We start from the raw sequence: 26,499 nt of genomic DNA, 5'->3' as shown, positions 1-26,499 counted from the left end.
CCTTGGCCTTTATTGAACAAGTGTTCAATTATTTTCTGGGAGGTCGCAATGGACATCACAACGACAAAAGCCATCATCACCGGCGGCGCGTCTGGCTTGGGCGAAGGCTGCGCACGGGCCTTGGCGGCCTCGGGCGCACAGGTCACGATTTTTGACCGCGACGCGACACGCGGCCCCATTGTTGCTGCCGAAATCGGTGCAACATTCGTCGAAGTTGACGTGACCGACGAGGCATCCGTAATGGCAGCCATCGCGCAGGCCAAATCAACGATGGGCGGCATCACAGCTTGTGTGAATTGCGCGGGAATCGTTACTGGCGCGAGCACGTTGGGAAAAAACGGCCCCTTCCCGCTCGCGGATTTTCAGCGCACCATCGACATCAATCTAGTGGGCACTTTCAACGTGGCGCGTTTAGCCGCCCAAGCCATGGCTGACAACGACCCGAACGCCGATAATGAACGTGGCGTGATCATCAATACGGCTTCGGTTGCTGCCTTTGACGGGCAACGCGGCCAAGCGGCCTATGCGGCGTCAAAAGCGGGAATTGCTGGGCTTTCATTGCCGATGGCGCGGGATTTGGGCCGAACGGGCATCCGTGTTATGGCCATCGCGCCGGGCATATTCATGACCCCGATGCTCGAAAGTCTTGGCGAGGAGATCATCGCAGGCCTGTCAAAAGACGTCGTGCATCCCAAGCGATTGGGCACAGCGCACGACTTTGCCCGCCTCGTAGAATTCATCATATCACACCCGTATTTGAACGCGGAAGTAATCCGTCTGGACGGTGGCCTGCGCATGGCCTAGGCGCTTAACGTTGCAGAGCGGGCCTAAGCCTCGGCCCGTTCCGCAAGTTTCATCCACTCTTCTTCAGCCTTGGCCAAAGCATCGTGACGCTCCAAAAGCGCGTCTGTGCCTTTTTGGAATTTCACCGGCTCATCAGTAAACAAATCTGGCGCGGCTAGAAACTCTTCGAGTTTGGTGATCTCGGCCTCAAAGCGCGCAATTTCTTTTGGAAGCGCTTCCAAACGGTGTTGCTCCACAAAGGACAAGCCGTTGGATTTTGCGGCTGACTTGCTCGTAGAGGCGTTTTTCGACCCACCCGATCCCGAAGATTTTGCGACGGGTGCTGCCTTTGCCTCTTCTTGACGCTGGGCGCGATAATCGCTCCATCCGCCAGCATAGGCGACGGCGTTACCGTTGCCTTCCATGGCGATGGTAGTTTGGGTCACGCGGTCCAGAAAATCACGGTCGTGGCTCACCAAAAGCACGGTGCCGTCGTATTCGCCGATCAAATCTTGCAGCAAGTCGAGGGTTTCGACGTCGAGGTCATTGGTTGGCTCGTCGAGCACCAGAAGGTTGCTTTCACGCGCCATGATTTTCGCTAGCAAAAGACGCGCCTTCTCGCCACCCGAAAGGGAGGACACAGGCGCGCGAGCGCGGGTTTCGTCGAAGAGGAAATCCTTGAGATAACCGATAACATGACGCGGTACGCCGCGCACACTGACTTGGTCGGCTTTGCCTGAAACGCGCATATCGGGATCGCCTGTCAGGCTGTCCCAAAGGGTCATATTCGGATCAAGTTGCGACCGATTTTGGTCAAAAACAACGGTTTGAAGCTTGGTGCCGCGTTTCACGGTACCGCTATCGGCCTCAATGTCGCCAATCAGGATTTTGAGTAACGTGGTTTTGCCAACGCCGTTCGGTCCCACAAAAGCCACGCGATCTCCGCGGGCAATTTTGATCGAGAAATCGCTGAGAATCTGTTTGTCATCATAGCGCATCGTCAGGTTTTCGGCTTCGATCACCTTGCGGCCTGATTGCGGACTGGCATCAAAGGCCATCGCAGCGGCACCTTGACGTTTAACTTGTCCGGAACGTTGTTCTTTAAGGTCCCCTAAAGCACGAAGACGGCCTTGGTTACGCGTGCGCCGCGCCGAAATACCTTCAACGGCCCATTTGGCCTCGGATTTAATCAGACGATTTAATTTGTGGCGCTGCGAGTCTTCGTCTTCCCACGTTTTATCACGCCAGCCTTCAAAAGCTTCGAATCCTTCTTCCAGACGACGCACTTTGCCACGGTCCACCCAGAGGGTCGCGCGGGTCAGGGCATTGAGGAAGGCACGGTCGTGCGAGATCAGAATGAAGCCCGCGCGGGTGGAACGTAATTGATCTTCGAGCCACGCAATGGCTTCGATATCGAGGTGGTTTGTCGGCTCGTCGAGCAGCATAAGTTGCGGCTCTTCGGCCAGCAATTTCGCGAGAGCAGCGCGACGTTTCTCGCCACCAGAAGCCGCAGAAATTAGGGTTTCCGGCTTAAATTTAAGGCCTTCGGCGACCATATCGACCTTATAGGATTCGATAGGGTCAAGCTCACTGGAAGCAAAATCGCCGAGCGTTTCGAACCCGCTTAAATCGGGGTCCTGCTCCATATAGCCGACGCGTACGCCGGGCGACACGATGCGCGCGCCATTATCGGGTTCGATCAACCCTGCCATCACCTTCATCAAGGTTGATTTGCCCGATCCGTTGCGGCCAACAAGGGCCACACGGTCGGCGGGTTGCACCACCAAACTAAGGTCTGAAAACAAGGGATCTCCGCCGAATCCGAGCGAAATATCCGTGAGCTGAAGAAGAGGTATACGTGCCATCAGAGTGCGCTAAACGCCTACCGCGCAAACGTCAAGCACTTAGCCGATGACCGCGCGAAGTAGTCGTTTTCGCGCCGGTGGGATTGCACCGATTTCAATGCCGGTAAAAACATGCAGCGTGTTCATTTGACGATCCACCACCGCATGATCCGACACCCAGCCCCCCATCATCAGATAGGTTTTGAGCAACGGCGGCATGACCCGCATCGCGTTTTTCGCATTGGGTTTGCGCCGCAATCGTTGGGCAAACTTAAACACCGTCGGCGCTTTTATTTTCGGCAACCAACGTTTTGGCGCAAGGTGGCGAGCTTTGAGCAAGGCAAAAGCATCTGCATAGGTCGCCGCTTCGACCCCCTTAAAAGACGAGCACCCAAACAGCAATTCCACGCCGCGCGCGTCAACATATTGGGTCATCGCGCCCCACGCTACGCGTAAAATATCGGGGTCGCTTAAGTTAGGATCGACACAAAACCGCCCCATCTCGACCATGGGACCACCGAAATCACGCAGGCCCGAAAGCTCGTAATATTGCGCCGAATAGCTGGTGTCGATGTCGGCCCCATTGGGCATATCAAGCATGCGAAAACAGCAAACCAGCGCATCTGAGGCCACATCCTCGATCAAAACATGCGAGCAACGTTGATCGTAATCATCCGCGTCCGACCCTGTATCTGGGCCAAAAAACGCCCGATACCGCAGCGCCTGTGCCAAGGCGACATCCTCCGAAGTCTCGGCCAAACGCGCCCGATATTTTCCGCGGTGAAGATGAAACATAGCACCCCTGTCGATTGCGCCCCTTAAAATAACGAGCCCCCCTTTCCATATGGTATACCACTGCTTTACGAAAAAGACGTGACAGGAAATTAATTACGGAGGGTCAAGTGGCTACAATTGAAAAAACGGACGCGGAGTGGCGCGCAATCCTGAGCGATGAAGCTTATAAGGTGACTCGCAAACATGGGACAGAACGCGCGGGCAGCCACGACAACTTCCCCAAAGACGCGGGCGTATTCCGCTGTGTCTGTTGTGATTCTGTCCTGTTCGATCAGGACACCAAGTTTGAATCCGGCACAGGCTGGCCCAGCTTTTTCGCCCCAATTGAAGGCGCGCCCGTGGGCGAAACTGAAGATCGCAAATTATTTATGCGTCGCACAGAAGTTCATTGTGACTCCTGCGCGGCCCATTTGGGGCACGTGTTTCCCGACGGGCCAAAACCCACGGGATTGCGGTATTGCTTGAATGGGGTCGCGCTTAGGTTTGAAGCGGATTAAGGGCAAGGGCCGGACCGACTGAACCTGTCGGTCCGGCTTGAACGTTATTAATTTCCGGTCAGCGCACTGCCAGTTAGGTTGCCAAAGCTGCCGAACATTTGCGCCAAGAACCCGACACCCGAGATGCCAGAATCGGTGACGCGGCGCGACAAGGCCACGACTTGACCATCTTCGATGCCAAAGCGCTCGACATTGGAAACAACCCCCTTGTCGTCAAACCGAATGGCAACAACTTGGCGGTCGATCTCTTTTGGCTCGCGATACCCATAGTTTTTCCAGAGGGACTCAACGTAGAACCAATCACCGTCCTTCAAAATCCCACGCCCAGAAGGCGACCCGACCGTGGACTCGAGCGTTTCGACGGTATCCACGCCCACAATAACGCTGTCGAGCTCCTCGTCGGTTGGAATATACCCGTGTTTTCGGATCACCGCAGTGCAGGCCGTAATTGTGAAAACGAGCGCAACGAAACACGCCAATTTCGCCGTTTTCTTGCCTAGGCCTGTATTAATTTGCATTACCACCCTCTTGATATCTTGGTCCTTGGCTTTTATCCGACATACAGAAGGATGCAAATGTTATCAACAATGGAAGCTCCGAACATGACCAATGACCCAACGCCCCAATCGCCCGCTCTCGCACCTTGGGCACACCCTATGCGCGTCGCGGACTTGGCTCAACGCACCGAAACGAAGTTTTCGATTATTCCCAGTGCGGCTGTTCTGAAGGCGATTGCAGCGGATATTGATGTACTGACCCTCAAGAAAATGCGCTTTGAAGGCAAGCTTTCGGCGCGCGGCAAGACCGACTGGGCCCTTGTGGCCAAGCTCGGCGCGACCGTCACCCAGAATTGCGTGGTGACCCTTGTGCCCGTGAACACGCGGGTCGACGTGCCCGTGCAACGCGTGTTTATTGCCGACCACTCGGTTTTTGAGGGCGAGCCGAATGAAGACGGCGAAATTGAAATGCACACCGACGAAACCCGCGAGCCCCTCCAAGGGGTAATCGATTTGGGGGAGATCATGCTCGAAGCCTTGGCTTTGGCAGTTCCGCTCTATCCGCGGGCCGACGGTGCGGAGCTTGAATCGGCCCAATTTACCGCCCCAGGAACCACACCAATGCAAGATGAAGACGCAAGACCGTTTGCAGGGCTTGCAAATCTTTTAAAAACGGGTGACAAGCCCGATAAGAAATAACGAGCGACAGTGTAAAAATTTGCGAAGGCTCTTCGCGATTCGCGCACCAAGAAAGAATTTGCTTGCACCCTAGTGGAAACGCAGTATGTTCCCGGCCTCATTTACGAGACGGTTGGACATGAGCGACAAGCTCGGGTATGTAGCTCGTGAAGATAACAAACACTGGGGTTTAGCACCTGCTTCTCCCCCGAATTGACCAAGGTTTTGAGACATGGCTGTCCCTAAGAGTAAGATTACAAAGTCCCGTCGCGGCATGCGCCAATCCCACGATTCTCTGACTGCAGAGAATCCGAATGAGTGCAACAACTGTGGCGAACTGAAACGTCCGCACCATGTTTGTGGCGCGTGTGGTCACTATGCCGATCGTGAAATCATCGCTGTAGCTGCCGACGTCGATTTCGACGAAGACGCAGCTTAAGCGGCGGTTTCGCTGGCTCCTGAGCATGACGATCAACACAAAAGATCTGCAGACTTCGGGGGCTTCGCGCACCATAATTTCGGTTGACGCCATGGGTGGCGATCGTGGACCGGCGGCAGTTGTCGCCGGTATTGGCCTTTCTGCATCAAAAAATCCGGCAATTGGTTTCATTGTTCACGGTGACGCCGAGGTCCTCAAAAAGCTTATCAAAAAGCGCCGCCTCGAATCAGTCTGCGAAATTCGCGACTGTCTAGGCGTTGTCACCATGGATGCTAAACCGAGCCAAGTTTTGCGCAACGGTAAGGATACTTCCATGTGGTCAACCATCGAAGCCGTCCGTAATGGCGAAGCGACGGTGGCGGTTTCTTGTGGCAACACGGGCGCATTGATGGCTATTTCAATGATCCGTCTGCGCAAATTGCCGGGTGTGAACCGTCCAGCCATCGCCTGTCTTTGGCCCTCGCTCAGCAAAAGCGGCTTTAATGTCATGCTTGATGTGGGTGCCGATATTCGCGCCGATGAGCAAGATTTACTGCAATATGCCATGATGGGCGCTTCTTATGCGCGCAATGGGCTGGGTATTGCCCGCCCGCGCATTGGCCTGCTGAACGTGGGAACCGAAGAACACAAAGGCCGCGCAGAACTCAAAGCCGCAAATGATTTAATCGCCAGTCACGCCGAACAAGCAGGGATCGACTATGTCGGATTTGTGGAGGGGGGCGATATTCCGTCGGATCGGGTTGACGTCATTGTCACGGATGGGTTCACAGGAAATATTGCGCTCAAAACTGGCGAAGGCACGGCAAATCTGATTTCCCAGCAGTTGCGTGCCGCCTTTAAACATTCACCATTGTCGCGCCTCGCGGCCCTATTGGCCCTCACCTCCCTGCGCCGTCTGTCCAAACGGATTGATCCGCGTCGAGTGAATGGCGGGGTGTTTTTGGGCCTGAATGGGACTGTGGTGAAATCCCACGGGTCCGCCGATGAAACCGGAATCGCAGCAGCGATAAAACTCGCCTTTACCCTCGCCGAGATCGGTTTTTCCGACAAACTCGCTGCACGGGTTGCATCCTCTGCCGCCTCGCCGCAAGATGCTCAAGAAATGGGCAATTTGGATGGGAACCAAGAATGACAATACGCGCCGTCGTCTCAGGCGTCGGGCATTATCTGCCCGAACGAATTGTTCCTAACAGCGAACTCGAAACCACCGTAGATACAACCGACGAATGGATTCGCACGCGCTCAGGTATTGAGCGCCGCCATTTTGCCGCCGAGGGGGAAAATACCTCCGATTTAGCGATAAATGCCGCCAATGCCGCGCTCAAAGACGCTGGATTGGTCGCAAACGACATAGACGCCATCATTCTCGCCACCTCCACCGCCGATTTCACCTTTCCATCGGCCGCGACCATGGTGCAAGCGGGCATCGGCATGACGCGCGGCTTTGCCTTTGATGTGCAGGCCGTTTGCGCGGGGTTTGTCTATGCATTGGCCAACGCGAATGCGCTTATAGTCTCCGGCCAAGCCAAACGCGTTTTGGTGATTGGCGCAGAAACCTTTAGCCGCATCCTTGATTTTAGCGACCGTGCAACTTGCGTGTTATTTGGCGACGGTGCGGGCGCTTTGATCCTTGAAGCCCAAGAGGGGTCCGGCGAAAACACCGACCGTGGCATCCTTTCCTGCGATTTGCATTCCGATGGCCGATTCAAAGACCTCCTCTATGTGGATGGCGGTACTTCAACCGGCACTTCTGGCCATCTTCGGATGCAAGGACGCGAACTTTTCCGCCACGCCATCGAAAAACTGGCCGAAACCGCGCATGCCTCCCTCGACAAAGCGGGCCTCGCAGGGGACGACGTCGACTGGATCGTGCCGCATCAAGCCAACATTCGCATTATCGCAGGCACAGCCAAGAAAATGAACGTTTCCATGGATCGCGTTGTCGTTACCGTCCAAGATCACGGCAATACGTCGGCTGCCTCCATCCCGCTTGCCCTTTCGGTGGGCAAGGCGCGTGGCCAGATCAAACAAGGCGATCTCCTGGTAACTGAGGCCATCGGTGGCGGTTTGGCGTGGGGCTCTGTCGTGCTGCGCTGGTAAGGCGACGTCCGTTCAAAATCCAATTTTTCGCACGCCCAGACCATTTCTCGACATTTATCAACAAATAAATGCCGATAATCTTACTTTTACCTCCTTGCGCAAGTCATTGATATTGACTCGGAATTTTGACCCGCACTATGCTACACGCCAAGCACACGGGGCGTTTCTGCCAAGTCCCGTCACTTTCGGATTGGCCCGCGTCGGTGCCAGTTTCAATCAATCAGGGGGTCATGATGAGTGATAAAACACTAACGCGTATGGATTTAAGCGAAGCCGTCTTTCAAGAAGTCGGCCTAAGCCGCAACGAAAGCGCGCAACTGGTTGAAGGCGTTCTGGACCATATTTCCGACGTTTTGTCCGCGGGCGAGTCTGTTAAAATCTCGTCTTTTGGAACATTTGGTGTCCGCGATAAAGCCGCCCGTATCGGTCGCAACCCAAAAACCGGCGAAGAAGTGCCTATTCAACCGCGCCGCGTTCTGACGTTCCGCCCGTCGCACTTGATGAAAGAGCGCGTTTCAAACGGCAATAAATAGGCGCGTCTGACTCATGTCCAAATCACAAGATGCGTTTCGTACCATCTCTGAAGTCGCCGACTGGCTTGAAACGCCAGCCCATGTTTTGCGTTTCTGGGAAAGCCGCTTCACCCAAGTGAAGCCCGTAAAACGTGCGGGCGGGCGGCGCTATTACCGCCCCGCCGACATGGAATTGTTGAGCGGCATCAAAAAGCTTCTGCATGAAGATGGCATGACGATTAAAGGCGTGCAAAAACTACTCCGCGCCGAAGGGATTAAGCATGTCGCGGCACTGGGCCTGCCCTTGGATGACGTGGGGATCGACATTCCCCCGCCCAAGCAGAGCGCACAGCAGACGAAATTCTTGAAGCTACGCGCAGCGCGGCAAGTTTTGTGCCGAACGCGGCCCCGCCGACGGACGAAATAGCGCCGGCAAATCAGGTGATTGCTTTCCCTAAACCACCCGAAGTACCAGACGAGGCGCCAGAGGAAATCCCCGACGACGCGCCCGAAGAAATACCGGACGAAACGCCTGACACTCCTCCAGATAATCCTGAGGTTCTACCGGTTCAAACGGTTGACGAGCCGCCGCTCCAAGCTTCCTTCCTAGACGATATTCCCGAGGTTGAATCCGTTTCTGTGCCAGAGGAATCCGTTCCGGATGAGGTTGTTGCGTTGGAAACCGCCTCATTCGACGCTACCGATGATACTTCCAATGTCGACCTGAAAACCGAGTTTGCGGAGAAATCCGAAAGTAACGTCGAAAGCGATGCAGAAGAAGAATCCCTTGTTTCTGAAGTCATCGCCCAAGACCCACCTTCCGAACCCGACATGACCACAGAGACCGATGAAGCCGAGGATAGTGACCCTATAGTTCCCGCGTCCCAAGAGCCTGTGGCTTTGCCGCCCGAAATAACGTCCGTCTCACAGCTTTCGCTTCCTGATCCCTCGGAGATTCCCGAAGTTTCGGGCGGGTATTCTGCCTTTCACGCCGATGACCTCGAAGAGGACACGCAAGTATCGGAGCAGAGCGAAACGCCCACTGCGGAACCGCTCCAAACCTCAGATATCGAAGGCACCCCCGAGACGAGTGTAGAAGACAACGTATTCGATGTGGCCTATCCGGAGCCCGATGACTCGCCAAGCGAGGAAGACTTAAACGATCTTGCGGCGCTTGATATTCCCAAATTTGACAGCCCTAATAACCTTCAGGAAACATCCGTTGAGCCGGAGCCTGAAAACATTCCTTTAGAAGCGTCCTCCGATGAGGAGGAATCCGCAGACCCCGCCACGCAGGTCACTTTGGAGACAACGCCCGAATTCTCATCGGAAATTTCGAGTCATGTTGAAAGCGAAGCCACCGAAGATGCGCCGGTTGAAGTCACACCCGAACCCACATTTTCCGCGCCACAAGACCTTGAGCAAACTGACGACACTGCGGTTGACGCCATAGAAACATCGAGCTTCCAAGCGGCTTCGGCCCCCCTGCCGGAGGACGAAACCACCTTTGAGCCTGAACCCGATCTTGAAAACGATCCTGAAGCCGAAATGGAAACTGCAGAGGTAACGACAGAGACCGCTCACGGGGATATCACAGACGATTCCGCCGAAGAAGTTACCGAGGGAACAACCGAAAGTGTTCCTATCGAGGAAACCTCTCCCGAACCGGAGGAGCAATCTTTGGAACCTGCGGTGGCTCCAATTCACCAAGAAGACGCCACCGCGCCTTCCCAGAACGCCCCTGTGCCAGACAGCGCACCATCAGACATTCCGAGCGAAGCTGAATCGACCGAAGACGATGCACCAGGCGTTGTTGTCACAACATCTCGCCACCGCCTCACGCGACGCGCAGCGCCCTTCTCGGCCGACAAAAAGTCTGAACTGGCGGAACTTACGGCCCGTCTCTCCGCCCTTCGCAAAACCTATGGCACCGTTTCAAAACCCTCTTTGAAAATTTGATGTTCAAGATGGTAATTCTTGCTTGCCCCCACCGCGAAAAACATTATGAAGAGGCACAAGTCGGGCTATGGCGCAGTCTGGTAGCGCGTCCGTCTGGGGGACGGAAGGTCGCAGGTTCGAGTCCTGCTAGCCCGACCAATTTCAAAAACGTCCGCACCTTTCGGGGCTGCGGACGTTTTTGTAAACTCCATATCCGCACACGTCGCGCGGACATCCGTTTTCCACGGTCCTTGACCACAGCACGCCGATTGGCAGCATAAGGTAGCTTCATGAACAACCCTGGCGTCCTTCCCAGCCAAGCCCTCGCTGACATGATTGCCCGTGGCGAAATCATTGGTTCACCTGCGATTGATGCAGCACAAATTCAGCCCGCCTCCCTTGATTTACGTCTTGGAACAGTCGCTTACCGTGTTCGCGCCTCGTTTCTGACCGGACATGGCGCGCGCGTTTCTGAGCGTTTGTCTGAGTTTGAAATGCACCGTGTAGACCTCACAAATGGCGCGGTTCTGGAGAAAGGCTGCGTTTACGTTGTCCCCTTGATGGAAAGCCTCGCACTTCCGGATGGCGTCCAAGCGGTGGCCAATGCCAAATCCTCCACAGGCCGCTTAGACTTGCTGACACGCACCATTACGGACGGCGGCACAGAGTTCGATCGCGTCCCCGCAGGCTACACAGGGCCCCTTTACGCTGAAATCTGCCCGCGCAGTTTCTCAGTGCTTGTCCGTCCCGGCATGCGACTGAACCAAATTCGGTTTCGCGCCGGACAGGCCGTGATTTCGGATGCCGACCTCGCGGTCATGCACGCCGAGCAAGGCTTGGTCTCAGGCGAAGCCGTCATCTCCGAAGGCCTCGGTTTTTCGGTTGACCTCAGTGCGGGCGAAACGGGCCTCGTCGGCTATCGTGCAAAACCCCATACAGGGGTGATCGACCTTGATTTAATCGGCCACTATGACCCAGCCGAATACTGGGAACCCATTCACACGCATGATGAACGCATTATCCTCGACCCCGGCGCGTTCTATATCCTTGTAAGCCGTGAAGCGGTTCACATCCCGCCAGATTGTGCTGCGGAAATGGCCCCCTACCTCGCAATGGTCGGCGAATTTCGCGTCCATTACGCGGGTTTCTTTGACCCCGGATTTGGCCATGATCCCGCCGGTGGCGCAGGAAGCCGTGGCGTTCTCGAAGTGCGATGCCATGAAGCGCCCTTCGTTTTGGAGCACGGGCAAATCGTGGGTCGCCTAGTGTATGAACGTATGTCCGAGGTTCCCAAACAGTTGTATGGGGCCGATATTGCGTCCAACTATCAGGGCCAAGGCCTAAAACTATCCAAACATTTCAAATAGATATTTGTCAGTAAATATTTGGTGTATCCTCAAGCTCGCTTGATATTCCGGCTTGGACGCTGCGCTCAGTATGCGTTGAAAGCGCCACATAGGTCCGTGTACCGCGCACGCCCTCGGTCGCATATAGGCGCGCAAGCAAGCCTTCTAAGGCTTCCGAACTGGCCACACGCACTTTCATAATAAGACAAGCATCCCCCGTTGAAGAATGAACCTCCTCAACTTCCGGAATGTCGGCGAACTGCATTAACGCGGGCGTCTTTCCCCAGCCTGTGGTGTCGACATGTACAAATGCGAGCAATGGTTTGCCTACGGCTTTTCCATCTAACATGGCGACCGTTCCCCGAATGACGCCACGCGCCCGCAACCGCTTCACCCGCTCATGTACGGCAGGGGCAGAAAGGCCGACGATTCCGCCAAGAGTTGCGAAACTCTGTGTCGCATCGACTGCCAACTCACTTAATATTCTTCGGTCAACAGGGTCTAGTTCGGCGCTCCGCGAACCATTCCCCTGAATCCTGTCTGTATTTTTCGCCATGCTGTCGAATCCCTATCGCCGAATACAATTCGGTTGTTATAGGGTTTTTCAAACTCCTATTCAAACGAGACCCGCCATGAACCGTTCTGTCCTGCTGTTGACCGCCATTGTTGGCGTGGTCGGATCCAACTCTTTGGTCCTGTCGCCCATTGCCGCCAAAGTCGCCCTCTCCCTCGGAGCAGAATCCCCCGCTGGCGTGATGACAGCTGCTGCCCTTTACGGCCTCGGAGTCGCGGCGGCAGCGTTGGTTCTGGCTCCCCTCGCCGATCGGTTTGGTGCCGCCCGATCCCTCCGTGTCGCCCTCGTTTTGCTTGCCGTGGCCCTCGCAGCGTCCGCCGCATCCAACACCGTTTTCATGCTCTGTGTCGCCCAGAGTGTCGCGGGAATCGGGGCGGGCGTCGCCATCCCCGCGCTCTATACCCTTGCCGCCCAAATCGCGCCAAAAGGCCAAGAGGCCCGCGTCATTGGCACGGTTTTGACGGGTTGGACACTCTCGATGGTCGGCGGTGTCACCCTTTCAGCCTATGTGGCCGACTTCTTTGGGTGGCAATATGTCTACGGAGGGCTTTGCTTTGCGGTTTTTGCGGTGCTCGTCCCCCTCGCGCGCATGGACCTCCCAAAGCAATTAGCAAGCCAATCCGCAACCTCCCCACTCACGGCTTTAAAGGTTGATGGGATCGTCCCAGCGCTCGTTGCTGTCGCGCTTCTTGGACTCGGATTTTATGGTGTTTACAACTACTTAGGCGCACATCTTGAAGTAAACCTCAATCGCCCCGTGCGCGATGCGGGTATCCTAACGCTCCTCTATGGCCTCGGTTTCGCAGGGGCCATGGCCTTTGACGGAATCTTGGATCGGATCCCCGTTGTGCGTGGATTGGCGGGTATTTTCGCCCTGCTCACAGGGTTTTATCTGGTGCTCATCTGGGCGTCGTCGAGCTATATGCTGCTGTTGTTGATCATCCCAGCATGGGGTATTTTGGAACATCTCGGCCTCAACCTAACCGTTGGATGGTTGACCCGCCTTGATCCCGCCCAACGCGGCGCGATTATGGGCCTAAACTCCGCCGTAATGTACCTCAGCGTTTTTGTGGCAACTCTCGTCTACCGTCCGGGCTTTACAACTTACGGCCTGGCAATTTGTGGTCTCATTTCCGCCGGATTAAGCCTGTTTGCCGTGGTCTACGTCCTACAATCGCGCAGAAAGACGGCGGTTCCGACCGCTGTGGTTTAAAACTTCGAATTCCGGCGGGTCATTTGTGCGAGTTTGCGACTGCGCTTGGCGTCTTCTTTGGCTTGAATCTGTTGCTCTGGCGTCAATTTAGACGTGCTACCCTTGCCCATTCCCGAGGCCATATTGATACCTTTGCTAATACCGCCGTTAACCAAGCGACGTAAAATCTGGTTGATAATCATCTTAATAATCCGGTCGATATTCATTTTCGCGTCCTCATCGTTGCTGTGTACACAGGCCAAGTATCGCATAATTTCAGCGAAACTGTGGCGTAATCTTAAAACATTTCGCCTTGATCAATACCATCTATCGATTCATCGTCGTCATCTTCAGTATGGTCTGGCATCCCTGGAATAAGTCCGGGTGGTGGTCGATTTTCCAACAATCCAGCGGCACGCAACTCTTTGAGGCCGGGCAGATCGCGCGCGTTCTCTAGACCAAAGTGATCCAGAAACCCCTGAGTTACAACAAAAGTTACCGGTCGCCCCGGTGTCATCCGACGCCGCCCGAACCGAATCCATTCCATCTCAAGAAGTTGGTCAATCGTTCCACGCGACACCGACACGCCGCGAATTTCTTCAATTTCTGCACGGGTCGCAGGCTGGTGATAGGCGATAATCGCCAGCGTTTCGATTGCCGCACGCGAGAGCTTGCGCGTTTCCACAATCTCTTTTTGCATCAAGTAACTTAGGTCACCCGCCGTGCGCACGGCCCACGCATCCCCGACCCGATTGATCGTCACTCCCCGCCCTTCATACCGTTTACGAAGGTAAACAAGCGCCTCCGACGCATCGCACCCATGCGGCATCCGTGCTTCGAGCTCGCGTACAGTAACGGGTTCGGAACTCGCAAAAAGAATGGCCTCAACCATGCGCTCTTGCTCGGCCAGCGGGGGGGCCTCAAACAGGCTCTCATCCATTTGTGGGCCCGGATCGGCGTGGTTTTGGGGGTCAATCGCCATTGGAATCTGCCCTCTTTCTGATTTGAATGGCCGAAAATGCGTCACCTTGACGTATCTCGATTTGCCCCGCTTTCACCAACTCAAGCGAGGCTGCAAATGTTGAGGCCGTGGCGCTGCGCCGTTTTGCGGGATCAAAGTTCCACCCTTCCGGCAAATAGGTCTCAAGCCCCGTCCAATCCCCCGCATAGCCAATCAACCCGCGCAGGCGTTCAAGGGCTTGCTCCATAGTTAAAATTGAGTGGCGATCCAAAACGAAGGGACGAAAATCGTCTCGGGTCCGCGTGCGCGCATATCCCTGCATCAGGTCCAGAAGCGTCGCCGAATACGTCACTTTACGCACGCGTTCCACCGTTTCTGGGAAGCCACGCGCAAAGAAATCCCGCCCTAATTGATCGCGGGCCATCAGTTGGGCTGCACAATCGCGCATCGCTTGCAAACGTTCCAACTGATAGGCCAAATGCGCGGCCAGTTCTTCGCCCGTAGGCCCGTCTTCACCTGGAATCGGGGGCAAAAGGAGCCGTGACTTCAGAAAAGCCAACCACGCGGCCATAACCAAATAGTCAGCAGCCAATTCAATACGCAACGCCTTAGCTTGATCGATAAACTTGAGATATTGCTCAGCCAATTCCGTCACCGAAATGCGCCGCAAGTCCACCTTTTGGGTCCGGCTGAGCGACAACAAAAGGTCGAGAGGTCCGGCAAACCCCTCCACATCCACAATCAGAGATTCCGCCGCCAAACGTTCCTCAACAGAGAGGTCATCCGCTGTTTTTATGGCCAATTCTTCTGATGCGAACAGGTTTTCAGACACGGCCAGCTCCAGACAAAAGTGCGCGATGTTCAGCTTCTAAAATGGAAATATCCGCGTCATCTGGGGCGCGGCGTGTCGCCAAGGCATTTTGCGCACGTATTTTCGCAACATCCGTCAGAGGGCCCGCGGCCTCGGCGACGGCTTCCATTTCCGACAGAATTCCGTTGCAATGTAAAACCACGTCAATGCCCGCTTCCCGACAGGCCGCCGCGCGTGTGGCGGGCGTTCCCGAGAGAGCTTCCATCGACAAATCGTCACTCATCAACAGGCCAGAGAAACCGATATCCTTTCGGATCAACCGGATCATTTTTTGGGATGTTGTTGCAGGAACAGTGTCATAGGCCTCGTAAACAACATGAGCGCTCATCGCCATAGGGAGGTCATTAAGCGCCTTAAAGGGAGCAAAATCATGCGCCGCGAGAAGCTCGGTTGTGGCGTCTGTGCGCGGGAGGTCTTTGTGGCTATCGACACTCGCGCGCCCGTGCCCTGGCATATGTTTCGCCACAGGGAAAACGCCCCCATCACGCAAACCAGTGGCAACCGCGCGGCCTATTTTCACAACCATTTCAGGGGTTTCGCCATAGCAACGGTTGGCCAAAACACCGTGAGTTTCCGGACGCACCAAATCCAAAACGGGCGCGCAATTTGCGTCAATGCCGACGGCCAGTAATTCCTGTGCCATGATCCGCGAACGCAAATACATGCTGCGCTCAGGGTCAGAGGATATCGCGACCTCGTCAAGTGCTGGCAGCCATTCGCGCCAATGTGGCTCGCGCATGCGGGCCACGCGACCACCCTCTTGGTCGATCAATATCGGCGCGTCACAACCAACACTGTTTCGCAGATCAGATGTCAATTTTAAAAGTTGTTCGGGCGACTCAATATTTCTGGCAAACAGAATAAATCCAAAGGGTTTGATCCGAGCAAAAAAATCGGACTCTGCGCGCAGGAGTTCTGGTCCTGAACAGCCAAAAATGACGGCGCTTGTCGCGGTCTGAATAGCAGTATTCTCGCTCATTTACGTATCACAACGGAAATACATTCCGCTCCTTCAGCTTGAAGCGCGGCACAAAATTGGCGGGCTTCGTTGATCGTGTCAAACCCGTGCACACGCAAACGATAGAACGCGCGACCGCCACTTTCGGCTTGCTGGATGACCCGTGTTTTTCCCGACATAAAGTCTTCAAACTTGGCCGCTTTCTTGTCCCATTCCGCGCGGGCAATATCGGCACTTGGATAGGCGCCGAGCTGTGCCAAATTGGTGCCAGCGGGTAGATTTTCAGGAGCAATTTCGACAGCACTTAATCCTTGCGACTCCCCCTCTTCACCTATTTGTGTCGACGATGTTGCGCTTGTTTGGCTCGCGATGATGCGTTGCTCCAAAACACGATCCGAGAAATCCGCAGGACGATCAAGAGGACGTGGCGATTTCGAAACGCCCGGTACTGAAGTGGCGATGACATCCGGCTGCAAATCATCACCGCTCAACTCGGTCGCAAGGGCTTGATCTTCGTTATCATCCATGAGCACTTGTTCTGAAGCCGCAACAACATCCAACGCAGCAGGCGCTTGGATCGCAATCTCTTGCTTGGGCGTTTCAACGGAGATTTCTTCCGCTTCAGATTCCTCTATTTCATCAACCTCGGGCACCGAAGGAGTATCGAGCGCTTCTGGGGCATTTGCCACAAACGCTTCAAGTTTCTTTGGAGCATCGGGTGTCTGCTCCGAGCTCTTATCGGTACTTTTGAGGGATATGATGGGGGCAGATAACACACCATCCCCTTCCCGAATTTCGACCGGTGATGGCGCAAGAACCAACCGATCTGCTGTCGCTTCCGCTTCGCCCACGGCCTGAACCGCATTCACCGCCAATCCTTGATAGGTCGCCAATTCGCCCCCTGGATCTTCGGGTTGAATGCGCATGGGCCCCTCAAGAGCCTTAACGATTGGAATGCCCGAAACGTCGCGCACCGCCAAGCGATACCCCCAAAAACCGAGCCCCAAAACCAAAGCGATGGATGTCGCAGCGCCGACAAGGTTCAATATTTTTGCCATTGGCCGTGCAGGTCTATGCGCGGGTTCAGGAATGGGGTCGGGCACAGATTGAGCGCGGTTTGCCGGTACAAAAATATACGCGGATTCAGCCTCTACCTCTTTGGTATCAGCACGGGAATCCACACGAGAGTAGACGCGATCGAACGCCTCGGGTTGGTTAGAAACTTCGGGCTGAGGTGTGATTTGTGGCTGGTAAGATGGCGGTGGCAAATCCTCCAAATCGATGTCTTCACGGGGGCCACGACGGGTTGAACGGCTATCGTCCGCCTGCACTCCTGCGGGGCGACCTTGGACGTATTGCGTGGGATCAAAAGGCCGAGACGCAGTTTTCCGCGCCCCAGAACGGCCCGTCGGACGCCCGTCAGAATCCAACTCCTCGCCAAGGGAGGGCAGGGAAAAATCCTGGGGTTTTTGGGGTCGCCCAGAGGGGCGCTCCTGCTCGCTCATGTTTGCCTCGCCACAATCTTAACATGGGGCAAATGCCCCCTGTATTGCTTAAGATCCGGCTCAATTGCACTTGTCGTCAGCGCATTTCCTGAACCGGAGTAACTCCGAGAATACCAAGACCTGAAGAAATAACAACGCCTGCTGCCCGAATGAGCGCAATTTTAGCTTGCGACGTTGCCACTTCACCCTCTTGGATAAACCGAAGCGTCACATCATCGTTGCCAAGGTTCCACAAGGCATGCACCTCGGAGGCAATATCAAATAGGTAAAACGCGATGCGATGCGGTTCATTTGTACGCGCTGCGATTTCGACCATTCGCGGCCATTCCGCGATTTTCTTGGCCAAGGAAATCTCTGACGGATGGATCAGTCCACTAAGATCGGCAGCGATCAAGTCTTTGTCTTCGCAGGAAATTCCCGCCTCGGTCGCCTTGCGCAAAACCGAGTTCACCCGCGCATGTGCGTATTGAACATAGAACACGGGATTATCTTTGCTTTGCTCCTGAACCTTGGCAAAATCAAAATCCAAGGGCGCGTCGTTTTTGCGGGTCAGCATCACAAAACGGGTCACATCGGGGCCAACTTGCTCGACCAGATCGCGCAACATAATGAAGGTCCCTGCCCGTTTGGACATTTTAAGCGGCTCGCCATCCTTAAACAGACGGACAAGCTGGGTCAATTTCACGTCAAGAGAGACTTCGCCGCCCGAAAGTGCGGAGACCGCAGCTTTCATCCGTTTCACATAGCCGCCGTGATCCGCGCCGAAGACGTCGATCAACTGGTCAAATCCGCGCTCGATTTTGGTATAGTGATAGGCGATATCAGGGGCGAAATACGTCCATGCGCCATCTGATTTCATAACGGGGCGATCCACGTCATCGCCATGCTCTGTTGACTTAAACAAGGTTTGCTCGCGGGGTTCCCAGTCTTCGGGGAGCTTGCCTTTGGGGGCCTCAAGAGTGCCCGTATAGATCAAGCCTTGCATGCGAAGCGCCTCAATGGCACCTTCGATTTGGCCCGTGCCATAGAGGGCTTTCTCGCTTGAGAAAACGTCCATCTCGACACCCAAACTCGCAAGGTCTTCGCGGATCAAATGCATCATCGCGTCGATGGAAAAATCGCGCAACATAGGAAGCCACTCGGCCTCCTCCATTTTGGTGAGTTTATCGCCATAAACTTCGGCAAGTGTCTTGCCAACGGGGATCAAATAATCGCCCGGATAAGTGCCATCCTCAAATGCCACCTCTTGGCCAAGCGCCTCAAGATAGCGCAGGTAAACCGACCGCGCGAGCACATCAACCTGTGCGCCACCGTCGTTAATGTAATATTCGCGGGTCACGTCATAGCCCGCGTAATCCAGCAAGCTTGACAGCGCATCACCAAAAACCGCGCCGCGTGTGTGGCCCACATGCAAGGGGCCTGTGGGGTTGGCGGAGACAAACTCAACGTTTACCTTAATGCCCGCGCCCATATCAGAACGACCATAGGTCGCGTCCGTAAGGGCCGTCTTAACGATCCCATGCCAAAGGTTGGGTGCCAAACGCAAATTTAGAAAACCGGGGCCGGCAACCTCGGCAAGGTCAATGCGCGGATCCGCAGTCAGTTTGAGCGCCAAAGCATCGGCCACTTCACGTGGTTTCATTTTGGCGGGTTTGGCCAAAACCATTGCTGCATTCGTTGCCATATCGCCGTGAGCTGCATCGCGCGGAGGCTCAACTGCGACGTTCGCAAAATCGAGTCCTTCGGGCAAAATCCCCTCGGATGTCATGGCATTAAGGCTCTCGATCACGAGGCCACGAATTTCGGCAAAAAGGTTCATTCTTTGGTTCCTATAGCTATGCTCGCGGTTTAGCATGATCTACGGAACATTCAACCATTCCGATGCGCGTTAATCTTTAAACTCGATCTGTCCCGTCACGATATTATTGGGCTTCACGCCGCCAATCAGACGCTTGTGTTCCTGAATGGCAAAACGATCGGTCATCCCCGAAATATAATCCGCCACGATCCGCGCCAATTCGATTTCGCTTTCGCTATCGGCCACATCTTTGCGCCATTGTTTTGGCAGCAGATCTGGGTTGGACATAAAGAGCGGAAACAACTCATCCACCATTTGCGTCACTTTTCCACGCATTTTCACAACCATCGGCGCGCGGTACATCCGCGTAAACAGGAACGCGCGGATTTCTTTTAGGTCTTTCCAAACAGGTGTTGAAAATTGAATCATCGAACGCCCTGCGCCGCGAATATCTTCGACGGATTGCGGGTTGAGGTCTGCGAGGCGGGCCTTGCTTTCAACCAGCACATCTTCGACCAAAACCCCAAAGAACCGGCGCAAGGCTTCGTGGCGACGGCGGTAATAATTCAGGTCTGGATATTTCGCATCAACCCTTGCAAAACAATCGCTTAGAATCGGGAGCTCAGACAGATCATCGGTTGAAAACAGTTCCGCACGAAGCCCGTCATGCAAGTCGTGCGAGTTATAGGCGATGTCATCCGCAAGTGCTGCACATTGCGCCTCGGCGCTGGCATAGGTATCCAATTCCAAATCGTGGCGGGCATTATATTCAACCAGCGCATAGGGCAAATTGCCCGTGACGGGACCGTTGTGTTTGGCAATCCCTTCAAGCGTTTCCCATGTGAGGTTGAGGCCATCGAATTCGGCATAGTGACGCTCCAAATCGGTCACAATCCGCAAGGCCTGTGCGTTATGGTCAAAGCCACCATAGGGCGCCATCAGCGCCGATAACGCATCCTCGCCCGTATGCCCGAACGGCGTGTGCCCTAGATCATGCGCCAAGGCTACGGCCTCGGTAAGTTCTTGATTGAGCCCGAAACTTCCCGCCAATGTCCGCGCAACCTGTGCCACCTCGATGGAATGGGTGAGGCGCGTGCGGAAATAATCGCCCTCGTGTTCAATAAACACTTGGGTTTTATGTTTGAGCCGCCGAAAGGCGCTGGCGTGGATGATGCGATCCCGATCCCGTTGAAACGGCGAGCGGTGTGCGCTTTCCTCTTCAGGAAACAGGCGTCCCCTACTTCTAGCTGGATCGGAAGCAAATTTTGCGAGCATAATGTTCTGCCTGTTGTCGCTGTGCGTTAGACACCTTATATGTGTTTGGTAACAGAATGGAAACGCGCTAATGATTTTACCCCCTCGAGTGACCCCACGTGCTTTTGAACGCCTCGCCGAAATCGGTGCTGCTGGCGAAGGGAAAGTCCTTCGTGTCGCGGTAGAAGGCGGCGGATGCAGTGGCTTTCAGTATGAAATCAAACTCGACGAAGCTTTGGACGAAGACTTGGTCCTTGAAAGCGGCGGCGAGAAAGTTGTTGTCGACAGCGTCTCCCTGCCGTTTCTTGCGAATGCTGTGATCGACTTCTCGGAAGAATTGATCGGCGCACGCTTTACCATCGAAAACCCGAATGCCACCGCAAGCTGTGGTTGCGGCACCAGCTTTTCCATGTAAAACCTCTCTAAAAAACAGGTGGAAGAGCAAAAATGAAAATTGCGACATTCAATATCAATGGTATCAAAGCCCGTATCAACGCCCTGCCCGAGTGGCTTCAGGAGGCTAAACCAGACGTAGTTTTATTACAAGAAATCAAGACCGTAGACGAGGGTTTTCCATCCGAACTTTTTGAGGACATGGGCTATATCGTCGAAGTCCACGGCCAGAAATCCTTTAACGGCGTCGCGATTCTGAGCAAATACCCTCTCGAAGATGTCACGCGCGGATTACCCGGAGATGAAGCTGACGAGCAAGCGCGCTGGATCGAAGCGACTGTCATGGGCGACACGCCGATCCGCGTTTGCGGGTTGTATTTGCCAAACGGCAATCCGGTGGAACTGGACTCCGGTGGGAAGCCCGTCGCAGGCGGTAAATTCGCCTATAAACTGGGGTGGATGGAGCGGCTTTATACCCGCGCACAGGCCCTTTTGGCCGAAGAAATCCCCGTTCTGATGACCGGCGACTACAATATTATTCCCCAAGCCGAAGACGCTGCCAACCCCGCCCAATGGGAAGGCGACGCGGCCTACCGCCCCGAAAGTCTCACGATTTGGCGTCGAATCCTAAATCTTGGCTTCACCGAGGCGTTTCGCGCCCGCGTGCAAGGCCCTGATCACTATAGTTTCTGGGATTATCAGGCTGGCGCATGGAACAAAAACAACGGTATTCGCATCGATCATTTCCTGCTGTCGCCGCAATGCGCCGACCTGCTGACCGATTGCCAAATCGACAGCGAAGTGCGCGGCAAAGAGAAGCCCTCGGACCACGTGCCTGTCTGGGTTGAACTCGCCGCTTAGGTGTTTTTTGTCACGTCATGGGTGTAAATCCAGTCGAACTTTTTTGCGGCCATCTGGGGTGCGATGTGCGATCCGAGTTTAAGTGCCCCATGCGCCAATGTGCGAAAAGGTCCCGGGCGTAAATGATAGTTGCGGGCATTTTGACTTGCGGCCTCAATAATCCGCGACACCCTTGAAAAACGGGTGTTTTGATAAAGCGCAAACGCCTGATCCGCGGTTTCGGCCATAATCATAGCATCCGCCAAAACCCACGCATCCTCCAACGCCATAACCGCGCCTTGCGCCAGAAAAGGCAAAGTCGGGTGCGCTGCATCTCCTAGAATTGCGGCGTTGTTTTTGTGCCAGATTGGTGCGACAGGGTGTCGGAAAAGCCCCCAAAGCTGTGTATCTTCGATCTTCGCAAGCAAGGCTTGAACTTCGGGGCGAAAGCCCGCGAATGCGGTCCGCAAATTATCCGGATTGTCGGCGTGATTCCAGCCTTCGTCGGCCCAAAGATCTCGCTCTTGAACCGCTACAATGTTGGTCATTGACCCATCGCGTAACGGATAGCAAACGAAGTGACATCCGGGGCCCATATAGACCTTAACGGTCGTCTCGTTTCGGGAGTTTTCGGCAGAGGGCACAATCGCACGCCACGCGACTTGGCCCGTAAACCTTGGCGGCGCTTCACCGTTGAGCGCCGCGCGCACCTTAGAGTGCAAGCCATCCGCGCCCAATAAAACATCACAGGAAATTTCTGTGCCATCGTCCAGCTTCAGACGCGGCGTTGCAGAAGAAACATCAACAGCTTCAACCCTTTGCCCCAAAATAATTTCAACACCAGCGGCGCGGGCGGCCTCTTCCAGCAGGTAAATAAGATCGGCGCGATGGACAAAATAATAGGGAAACCCGTCGCCGTTCACATCCAAATCAAGCGAGAACACAGGACCGCCGCGCCGAAAATCCAAAAGCTCTACGCGGCGTCCCCGTCGCGCTATGCTTCTAAGCGCGTCCCCCATCCCCAAGGCCCGCAAAACCGCAAAACCGTTGGGCGAGATTTGAATGCCCGCGCCGACCTCTTTGATCTCGGACGCTTGTTCATAGATCGTAACCTGCGCCCCACGATGCGCCAGCGCTGTGGCGACGGTTAAACCGCCGATTCCCGCGCCAAGGACGCTAATTTTTTGACCAATGAGCAACATAGAACTGCCTTAACGCAAAACCGCCGCTGTATGAATACGGCGGCGGCTTTAATTATTGGTTATTAAGAGCGCTTAATCGTCGCGGTGAACTTTTTCGCGGCGCTCGTGAGATTCTTGTGCCTCAAGGGACAATGTCGCAATGGGGCGCGCTTCAAGACGTTTCAACGAAATTGGCTCGCCAGTGACCGCACAATATCCATACTCTTCTTCGTCAATCCGACGCAGAGCGGCATCAATTTTGGACACCAGCTTGCGTTGACGATCCCGTGTGCGCAACTCAAGCGCGCGGTCGGTTTCTTCCGACGCACGGTCAGCAACATCAGGGATGTTGCGCGTTCCGTCTGCGAGACCTTCAAGGGTGTCTTTGCTTCCCGCGACAAGCTCGTGTTTCCAATCCAGCAATTTGCGGCGGAAATACTCTGTTTGGCGGTCATTCATGAAGTCTTCGTCCTCAGTGGGACTATAGTCTTCGGAAAAGATTTCAGTGGCTTTCATGCCTGCTCCTCGTACAGTCCTGATACCTTAACTTTGAGTGAGTCGGTTATCAGGCGCCCTCATACTGCGCGTGGTTTATTGCATCCTAAACCGATTGTCACCCCGATTTAGCTGCCCATTGAAGCATTTCCACCATGACGGTAAGCTCAACGGACACTTTACAGATAGGCCACGATAAACCTTATGAAATTCACTGGTACGGACGCTTATGTAGCGACGCAAGATTTGACGGTTGCCGTAAATGCGGCAATTACTTTGGAACGTCCCCTTTTGGTAAAAGGCGAACCTGGAACGGGCAAAACCGAACTCGCGGTTCAAATCAGCAAAGCGCTCAACATGCCGCTGCTGGAATGGCACATCAAATCGACGACGAAGGCGCAACAGGGGCTTTATGAATATGATGCGGTCAGTCGCCTGCGCGATAGCCAGTTGGGGACGAACGCGTGCACGATGTGCGCAATTACATCAAAAAGGGCAAGCTTTGGCAGGCCTTTGACTCGTCTGAGCGGGTGATTTTGCTGATTGATGAAATCGACAAGGCCGACATCGAATTCCCGAACGACTTGCTCCAAGAGCTCGATAAAATGGCCTTCAATGTCTATGAAACAGGGGAAACAATCAGCGCGAAACAGCGCCCGATTGTGATCATCACATCCAATAATGAAAAAGAACTCCCAGACGCGTTCTTGCGTCGTTGCTTTTTCCACTACATTCGTTTTCCCGATCTCGACACGTTGAAAGCGATCGTCAAAACGCATTATCCGAACATAAAAGAACAGCTTTTGACCACAGCTTTGACCCAATTTAATGAAATCCGTGACACCCAAGGCCTCAAGAAAAAGCCCTCCACATCCGAGGTATTAGATTGGTTAAAACTATTGCTTGCCGAAGACCTCACCGCAGAAGACCTGAAACGCGATGCGCGGTCGTCCCTTCCGAAACTTCACGGGGCATTGTTGAAGAATGAGCAAGATGTTGCTCTCTTTGAACGCCTTGCTTTTATCGCTCGGGGGCAACGATGACCGTCCATATTAGGCCCCTAACACTTGAGGACAAATCCGAGTGGAGTCGCCTTTGGCGCGGATATCTGTCCTTTTACAAAACCACCCTTCCCGACCACATTTATGACGTATATTTTGAGCGCCTCTTGGGGGATGACCCGCGCGATTTCAACGGGTTGATCGCAGAGATTGACGGTAAGCCTGTTGGCCTAACCCACTATATTTTCCACCGCCACGGATGGAAAGTTGAAGACGTTTGCTATCTGCAAGACCTCTGGGCCGATCCGCATGTGCGCGGCAAAGGCATTGGGCGCGCCCTCATTGAAGCCGTCTATGAAAAAGCCGCTAAGGCGGGAAATCCGTCCGTTTATTGGAATACCGCTCAAGATAATGCCCAAGCCCGTCAGCTTTATGATAGGATTGCAAGTCTGACCCCTTTCCTCAAATATCAGGGACCATAAATGTTTAAAAAAATTGCCTTCCTCCTCCTTCTTTCAGCCTGTGCAGCGCCAACGGTCCATGAACCTACCGCCCGCAGAGATTCTCGAACCCAGTTTGACGGCAATACATTTCCCGCGATGAAAACCTTTTCCGGCACCGCTATTCCACGGGCCAATCGCTCCAATAGCCAGATCGCACAAGACTTCCTTGATCTTTCGTTTCGTCTGGAAAGTGGCCGCCGGATCGAAACCCTGTCACGCTTTGAAGGGCCGATCACCGTCCGCATGAGCGGCAAGCGCCCGCCGGGTGCCGACAACGAATTGGCCCGCCTTTTGGCGCGTATCCAGCGCGAGGCTGGCATTCAGATCACGATGGTTCCCCAAAATAAAACGGCGTCGATCAATATTGAAACCATTTCCCGCAGGACGCTGCAAAAGTACCTGCCTAATGCGGCCTGTTTTGTGGTGCCACGCATTACGAATTGGTCCGATTACAAGCGCAACCGGCGTGGCGCTGTCACCGATTGGACGACCCTCAGATCGCGTCAACACACCGCAATTTTCATCCCAAATGACGTGAGTACACAAGAGTTTCGGGACTGTCTGCACGAAGAACTCGCTCAAGCGCTTGGGCCACTAAATGATCTCTACCGTCTGCCGGACAGCGTGTTTAACGATGACAATTTCCATACAATCCTTACGGGCTTTGACATGCTCATTCTGCGCACCTATTACGCGCCAGAATTGCGCTCCGGAATGACCAGTAGCGCTGTGCAAGCCGCACTTCCCACGGTTCTCCAACGCCTCAACCCATCGGGAGGCGCTGTGCGTCCGGCACCTGCCCTTCAAACGCCCGTAGAGTGGAAACGCGCCATTGAGACCGCGCTTTCACCGGGGAATCCAAAACAAAAACGCACACAGTCCGCCGCACAAGCCGTTGAAATAGCACAAAAATATGGCTGGACGGATACACGACGCGCCTTTTCCCACTATGTGTATTCCCGTATGCTTTTGTCGACCAATACGGATTATGCCCTCAAACAATTTCTCACAGCACGCCAATATTACATTCAGACGGGCAACACCCAAGCACAGTTAGCGCATATCGGGATGCAATTAGCGGGGTTTGCCTTGATCGACGGCAACGGCAAAGCCGCGCTGCAAATCGCCGACAGCCATCTGGCCGACGCCCGCGCCTCAGAGAACGCAATTTTGCTTTCAACGCTCCTGATGATCAAATCAGAGGCCCTCCTCCTTTTGGGGCGCGACGCAGAGGCACAGGCGGTCGCCCTCGACAGCCTTGGCTGGGCACGATATGGGTTTGCCGATATAAACGCGATCCGCCGTCGCCAAGCCGAGATTTCAGGATTGGTTTCAACACGATCCTAGCGCGGTTCAATGCCAGAGTGAGAAATATATGAACACAATTTTTGCCTTGATCGCCGGTGCCCTTGTCGGGGCGCTTTTTGCCCGTCGTCGCGAGGGTGCAACCTTGGATTATGTCCATTACGCAACCGTTTTTGCCCTGATTTTCGGCCTCCTTTCAGTCATTATCACGTTGATTTTCGCACGCGCCGTGGGTTGAT

Annotated in this window: 29 protein-coding genes, 1 tRNA gene and 1 pseudogene; 18 read left to right on the top strand and 13 right to left on the bottom strand. The window is 54.5% G+C overall.

Features of this window, described 5'->3' with window-relative positions; translation table 11 throughout:
• Positions 1-48: 48 nt before the first annotated feature.
• Positions 49-804 (top strand): SDR family NAD(P)-dependent oxidoreductase, encoded by a 756-nt coding sequence (locus RC74_RS15790; protein WP_039002221.1) that lies wholly within the window; start codon positions 49-51, stop codon positions 802-804.
• Positions 805-827: 23 nt separating this feature from the next.
• Here the strand turns inward: RC74_RS15790 and RC74_RS15785 are convergent, their stop codons facing one another.
• Entirely contained in the window at positions 828-2,648 is a 1,821-nt protein-coding gene (locus tag RC74_RS15785) for an ABC-F family ATP-binding cassette domain-containing protein (protein ID WP_039002219.1), read from the bottom strand.
• Between the two features lie 39 nt (positions 2,649-2,687).
• Complete coding sequence (locus tag RC74_RS15780; RefSeq protein ID WP_052274823.1) at positions 2,688-3,422, bottom strand: GNAT family N-acetyltransferase; 735 nt, start codon at positions 3,420-3,422, stop codon at positions 2,688-2,690.
• A 107-nt stretch (positions 3,423-3,529) separates the two neighbouring features.
• Here RC74_RS15780 and msrB point away from each other — a divergent pair, with 107 nt between their 5' ends.
• The gene (gene msrB / locus RC74_RS15775) at positions 3,530-3,919 is read left to right on the top strand and encodes a peptide-methionine (R)-S-oxide reductase MsrB (protein ID WP_156477499.1); all 390 of its coding nucleotides are present in this window, start codon (positions 3,530-3,532) and stop codon (positions 3,917-3,919) included.
• 47 nt (positions 3,920-3,966) lie between these two features.
• Here the strand turns inward: msrB and RC74_RS15770 are convergent, their stop codons facing one another.
• Positions 3,967-4,437, bottom strand: a complete 471-nt coding sequence (locus RC74_RS15770) for an outer membrane protein assembly factor BamE (protein ID WP_052274822.1) — start codon at positions 4,435-4,437, stop codon at positions 3,967-3,969.
• Between the two features lie 57 nt (positions 4,438-4,494).
• On the opposite strand from RC74_RS15770, the gene RC74_RS15765 reads away from it, so the two are divergent.
• From RC74_RS15765 to RC74_RS15725, 9 genes are all read left to right on the top strand, one after another.
• Positions 4,495-5,115 carry a YceD family protein gene (locus tag RC74_RS15765; protein WP_417935162.1) on the top strand — a complete coding sequence of 207 codons (621 nt, stop codon included), beginning with the start codon at positions 4,495-4,497 and terminating at the stop codon, positions 5,113-5,115.
• 211 nt (positions 5,116-5,326) lie between these two features.
• Positions 5,327-5,533: a 50S ribosomal protein L32 gene (rpmF, locus tag RC74_RS15760; protein ID WP_039002215.1), complete on the top strand. Its 207-nt coding sequence runs from the start codon at positions 5,327-5,329 to the stop codon at positions 5,531-5,533.
• Between the two features lie 25 nt (positions 5,534-5,558).
• The gene (plsX, locus tag RC74_RS15755) at positions 5,559-6,665 is read left to right on the top strand and encodes a phosphate acyltransferase PlsX (RefSeq protein WP_052274821.1); all 1,107 of its coding nucleotides are present in this window, start codon (positions 5,559-5,561) and stop codon (positions 6,663-6,665) included.
• A complete protein-coding gene (locus RC74_RS15750) occupies positions 6,662-7,633 on the top strand; it encodes a beta-ketoacyl-ACP synthase III (protein ID WP_039002213.1) in 972 nt (323 codons plus the stop codon). Before plsX ends, RC74_RS15750 begins: the two co-directional genes overlap by 4 nt.
• 233 nt (positions 7,634-7,866) lie before the next feature.
• The gene (gene ihfA / locus RC74_RS15745; protein WP_039002211.1) at positions 7,867-8,166 is read left to right on the top strand and encodes an integration host factor subunit alpha; all 300 of its coding nucleotides are present in this window, start codon (positions 7,867-7,869) and stop codon (positions 8,164-8,166) included.
• A 13-nt stretch (positions 8,167-8,179) separates the two neighbouring features.
• Entirely contained in the window at positions 8,180-8,572 is a 393-nt protein-coding gene (locus RC74_RS15740) for a MerR family transcriptional regulator (protein WP_082802327.1), read from the top strand.
• 14 nt (positions 8,573-8,586) lie between these two features.
• Entirely contained in the window at positions 8,587-10,104 is a 1,518-nt protein-coding gene (locus RC74_RS15735) for a hypothetical protein (RefSeq protein WP_156477498.1), read from the top strand.
• A 61-nt stretch (positions 10,105-10,165) separates the two neighbouring features.
• Positions 10,166-10,242 (top strand) — tRNA-Pro (locus tag RC74_RS15730).
• Between the two features lie 131 nt (positions 10,243-10,373).
• Positions 10,374-11,450: a 2'-deoxycytidine 5'-triphosphate deaminase gene (locus RC74_RS15725; RefSeq protein WP_039002209.1), complete on the top strand. Its 1,077-nt coding sequence runs from the start codon at positions 10,374-10,376 to the stop codon at positions 11,448-11,450.
• A gap of 7 nt (positions 11,451-11,457) precedes the next feature.
• Here RC74_RS15725 and RC74_RS15720 read toward each other — a convergent pair whose 3' ends face one another.
• Complete coding sequence (locus tag RC74_RS15720; RefSeq protein WP_039002208.1) at positions 11,458-11,985, bottom strand: Lrp/AsnC family transcriptional regulator; 528 nt, start codon at positions 11,983-11,985, stop codon at positions 11,458-11,460.
• A 76-nt stretch (positions 11,986-12,061) separates the two neighbouring features.
• On the opposite strand from RC74_RS15720, the gene RC74_RS15715 reads away from it, so the two are divergent.
• Positions 12,062-13,216, top strand: coding sequence for an MFS transporter (locus tag RC74_RS15715; protein WP_039002207.1), 1,155 nt, complete (start codon positions 12,062-12,064; stop codon positions 13,214-13,216).
• Here the strand turns inward: RC74_RS15715 and RC74_RS15710 are convergent.
• The 7 genes from RC74_RS15710 to RC74_RS15680 form a co-directional block, all read right to left on the bottom strand.
• Positions 13,213-13,422, bottom strand: coding sequence for a hypothetical protein (locus RC74_RS15710; protein WP_039002204.1), 210 nt, complete (start codon positions 13,420-13,422; stop codon positions 13,213-13,215). The genes RC74_RS15715 and RC74_RS15710 overlap by 4 nt on opposite strands.
• Before the next feature lie 71 nt (positions 13,423-13,493).
• Positions 13,494-14,177 (bottom strand): SMC-Scp complex subunit ScpB, encoded by a 684-nt coding sequence (gene scpB, locus RC74_RS15705; RefSeq protein WP_236939952.1) that lies wholly within the window; start codon positions 14,175-14,177, stop codon positions 13,494-13,496.
• The gene (locus RC74_RS15700; RefSeq protein ID WP_052274820.1) at positions 14,167-14,988 is read right to left on the bottom strand and encodes a segregation and condensation protein A; all 822 of its coding nucleotides are present in this window, start codon (positions 14,986-14,988) and stop codon (positions 14,167-14,169) included. Before RC74_RS15700 ends, scpB begins: the two co-directional genes overlap by 11 nt.
• The gene (gene nagZ / locus RC74_RS15695) at positions 14,981-16,006 is read right to left on the bottom strand and encodes a beta-N-acetylhexosaminidase (RefSeq protein ID WP_039002203.1); all 1,026 of its coding nucleotides are present in this window, start codon (positions 16,004-16,006) and stop codon (positions 14,981-14,983) included. The genes RC74_RS15700 and nagZ overlap by 8 nt, the downstream gene beginning before the upstream one ends.
• Positions 16,003-17,490, bottom strand: a complete 1,488-nt coding sequence (locus tag RC74_RS15690) for an SPOR domain-containing protein (RefSeq protein ID WP_052274819.1) — start codon at positions 17,488-17,490, stop codon at positions 16,003-16,005. The genes nagZ and RC74_RS15690 overlap by 4 nt, the downstream gene beginning before the upstream one ends.
• A 76-nt stretch (positions 17,491-17,566) precedes the next feature.
• Positions 17,567-19,309, bottom strand: coding sequence for an arginine--tRNA ligase (gene argS / locus RC74_RS15685; protein WP_039002202.1), 1,743 nt, complete (start codon positions 19,307-19,309; stop codon positions 17,567-17,569).
• Between the two features lie 69 nt (positions 19,310-19,378).
• A complete protein-coding gene (locus RC74_RS15680; RefSeq protein WP_039002201.1) occupies positions 19,379-20,563 on the bottom strand; it encodes a deoxyguanosinetriphosphate triphosphohydrolase in 1,185 nt (394 codons plus the stop codon).
• Between the two features lie 70 nt (positions 20,564-20,633).
• Here RC74_RS15680 and RC74_RS15675 point away from each other — a divergent pair, with 70 nt between their 5' ends.
• A complete protein-coding gene (locus RC74_RS15675) occupies positions 20,634-20,957 on the top strand; it encodes a HesB/IscA family protein (RefSeq protein WP_039002200.1) in 324 nt (107 codons plus the stop codon).
• Between the two features lie 32 nt (positions 20,958-20,989).
• Positions 20,990-21,796, top strand: coding sequence for an exodeoxyribonuclease III (gene xth / locus RC74_RS15670; RefSeq protein ID WP_039002199.1), 807 nt, complete (start codon positions 20,990-20,992; stop codon positions 21,794-21,796).
• Here the strand turns inward: xth and RC74_RS15665 are convergent.
• The gene (locus RC74_RS15665; protein ID WP_039002197.1) at positions 21,793-22,977 is read right to left on the bottom strand and encodes an FAD-dependent monooxygenase; all 1,185 of its coding nucleotides are present in this window, start codon (positions 22,975-22,977) and stop codon (positions 21,793-21,795) included. The two genes, xth and RC74_RS15665, sit on opposite strands and share 4 nt — an antisense overlap.
• Positions 22,978-23,049: 72 nt before the next feature.
• On the bottom strand, positions 23,050-23,472 hold the full coding sequence (gene dksA, locus RC74_RS15660; protein WP_039002196.1) for an RNA polymerase-binding protein DksA: 423 nt from the start codon (positions 23,470-23,472) through the stop codon (positions 23,050-23,052).
• 183 nt (positions 23,473-23,655) lie between these two features.
• Between dksA and RC74_RS15655 the strand changes: the two are divergent.
• The 4 genes and pseudogenes from RC74_RS15655 (at position 23,656) to RC74_RS22555 (ending at position 26,498) form a co-directional block, all read left to right on the top strand.
• Positions 23,656-24,494: pseudogene (locus tag RC74_RS15655) on the top strand (AAA family ATPase).
• Complete coding sequence (locus RC74_RS15650; RefSeq protein WP_039002194.1) at positions 24,491-24,934, top strand: GNAT family N-acetyltransferase; 444 nt, start codon at positions 24,491-24,493, stop codon at positions 24,932-24,934. The pseudogene RC74_RS15655 and the gene RC74_RS15650 overlap by 4 nt, the downstream one beginning before the upstream one ends.
• A complete protein-coding gene (locus RC74_RS15645) occupies positions 24,935-26,302 on the top strand; it encodes a DUF2927 domain-containing protein (protein WP_039002193.1) in 1,368 nt (455 codons plus the stop codon).
• Positions 26,303-26,330: 28 nt separating this feature from the next.
• A complete protein-coding gene (locus tag RC74_RS22555) occupies positions 26,331-26,498 on the top strand; it encodes a hypothetical protein (protein ID WP_169798746.1) in 168 nt (55 codons plus the stop codon).
• The last annotated feature ends 1 nt before the right edge of the window (position 26,499 follow it).

The organism is Falsihalocynthiibacter arcticus (assembly GCF_000812665.2).
GTDB classification, from domain to species: Bacteria; Pseudomonadota; Alphaproteobacteria; order Rhodobacterales; family Rhodobacteraceae; genus Falsihalocynthiibacter; species Falsihalocynthiibacter arcticus.
The sequence above is the reverse complement of the archived record's forward strand: the minus strand, read 5'-3'. Positions and strand labels throughout refer to the sequence as shown.